Genomic DNA, 2466 nt, shown 5'->3' on the forward strand with positions numbered 1-2466 from the left:
TCCTAGTTCTCTATAACCTGAGTATCCTAGCATTGTTCCCAGTATTATTACTACTAATACTATCCATAAAGGGTGTCTTTTTCCTTGATCTTTCCGAAAGTCCTTGACTTGTTTTAGTTTTTCTATTAAGCTCAACATATCTTTCAAAAGTTTGCGTTCACTTCTCATTTTACCTGACAGTGATCGCTTTTACTTTTGATATTCTGATGGGAGAATGAAACAGCCCTAATCGGCACCCCCCTTATCAAGGGGGGCAGGGGGGATCGAACCTAAAATCCATTTTTAATTTAATTATAACCAGCTACTTAATTTTTAGGGAAGACGACGAGGATTCATGGTTTCTCCTGGGGTAATTTCTGCACTTTTAGAGTGGAGTAAGCGAGTTTGTTCGAGGATAGTTTCTAAGTCTTCATCTGAGAATTCTTGTACATAGTTTAATTTGACTTCTTCCAGGAAGATAATTAATAACATCTCGATTCTTTCTAGACTGTGACGGGATTGTAATTCCCCGGCGAGAGATTGCCCGAAACGCTGGACTAATTGCTGAACTAAACGCTCAAAAACTTCGTCTTCCTGGGTAATCTTTTCAGCTATATTAACAAAGGATTGATACAATTGACTAGATAAGCGATTGCTCAAGTCAGTTTTTAACCCTTTCATGCCGGGTAATCGCAATAAGCTCTGATAAGCGGGAGTTTGACTGAGAATTTTCTCGATATTGTATTTAATTAAAGCTTCTGCTTCTGGTTTAACTTGCGGTAAAACCTTGTCAACGGTGCTATTAACTACTAACCGAAAAATTTCAATAACTTCATTAGTATCATTGAGATTATTATAGCCACCATTAAGGGATCGATTGAGAAAATTTTTCACTTGTCCCCGTCGAATATATTCCTGAATTTTATTAATTATTCTCAGGACAATTATCTCAGTAATATCTTTAGAAATTAGCGCAACTAAGCCTTTAATTGCCTGTTCTTTAATCAACCTTAAGTTAATAATTTTAACTTGATCTAGGCGAATAACGGTAGGAATAAATCGCAACCATCTCCAGATAGGAATAAACAGAAAAATATCGTACCATCGCCATAACATAGCCTCGCGCCAACGCAGGCCTTTATGAGTGCGAGCAATCCACCAAGTTCTCAGCATAAATTCCCAGAAAAAGATGGTACCAAATAAAAAATCGATCGCCTCAAAGTTATCTATCGGTCTCCCATCTTCTCCCAGGGGACGAAAATAATTAGTTTCTATTAAAGGTTGAATTTCTTGATTAAAAAACTTCAACTCTTTTTCCCAGCCATTTTGAATGAGATAATCCCAAGTCCAAAACTTCTGAAAGGCTGCTTTTGCGGAAACATTTTCTGTTTTAAAAACCCGCAAGCGCATTTTATTTTTAATCTTCTCTAAAGTCCCAGTTTTCTCCGCCAAGGCAAAGGGATTATTATCAATCATATTGACACTTTTTTGGCGCAAATTGTCTAAAATTTTCTCGATATCTTGGCGATATTCTTGCAGATTAAACTCTGGGTTAAAGAGCTTTTGATTAATTAGTTGATTAAGTTTATTAACCGTCTCTAAATATTCACTGGTACTGCGATAGGGTTTAATTCCTTTCACCACATCATACTTAGCGATTCCTTTAACAAAGGGAATTTCTAGGGGTTTATCGGGAGGTATTTGTAATTCTTGAAAGGAAATCAGCCCGAGTTTTATTGGTTCATTAAATCTTAATAAGGTTATTTGCAAGCGTCCCTGTAACCAAAAATCTCGCAGGGGAATATAGGTTAAATCGAAAATAACCAGAATATAATTACATAACACCAATAGGGCCATGCAAGTCTCAAAGAGATTGCGCGGGGAAAAACGACGGTTTCTGCTCACGGGGTTTTTAGTCAAAGTCATTAGCCTAGAAAGCACACTTTGACCATGGTAAACCGAAACGCCTAATTTTTGGGACCCAAAGCGATAGAAGTAGTGAAAAAAGAGCGGTTAAACTTGGTTCTGCCTCAGTAATTAATAGATGTAGTCTTCTATTCTGTGATAGCATCCTAGCAGATTCAGTTAAGTAGTTAAGTAGCTGGTTATAATTAAATTAAAAATGGATTTTAGGTTCGATCCCCCCTGCCCCTAGTGCTGTTTCATTTAAATTAAGTATAGCTGATTTTGAGTCAATAAATTTGACCGAAGATTCTCAAGTTTATCTTGTTCTAACCAAAAGAGTTAGTCACAATAACTAATCTTTAATCCTCTGCCAAATTTATTATGAATAAATTGATAAAGCTTGTTTCCAAGCCACTAAAAGCCTATCTCTCTTGAAATTTTCTGAGAGTACATCCTGTTAACTTAGCTAATTTTTCTGCTTCTTACGTCGATAAAACTATCAGTTTTTCCCAACGTTCAGCTAACCACCTCTGTCCCTCTGTTATTGAGAGAAAACCCAAACCTCTGAAAAGATTCAATCCT

Annotated in this window: 2 protein-coding genes; both read right to left on the reverse strand. The window is 36.5% G+C overall.

Going from position 1 to position 2466, the window contains the following annotated elements; all coding sequences use genetic code 11:
* Window positions 1–138, reverse strand: a 138-nt coding sequence (locus tag O9290_RS23070; RefSeq protein ID WP_190357953.1) for a transposase family protein, incomplete at its 3' end; no start/stop codon positions are given.
* 174 nt (window positions 139–312) lie between these two features.
* A complete protein-coding gene (locus O9290_RS23075) occupies window positions 313–1905 on the reverse strand; it encodes a hypothetical protein (RefSeq protein ID WP_002761324.1) in 1593 nt (530 codons plus the stop codon).
* Window positions 1906–2466: the final 561 nt, after the last annotated feature.

This window comes from Microcystis sp. LE19-41.2A (assembly GCF_027530405.1).
In the GTDB taxonomy this organism is placed as follows: domain Bacteria; phylum Cyanobacteriota; class Cyanobacteriia; order Cyanobacteriales; family Microcystaceae; genus Microcystis; species Microcystis aeruginosa.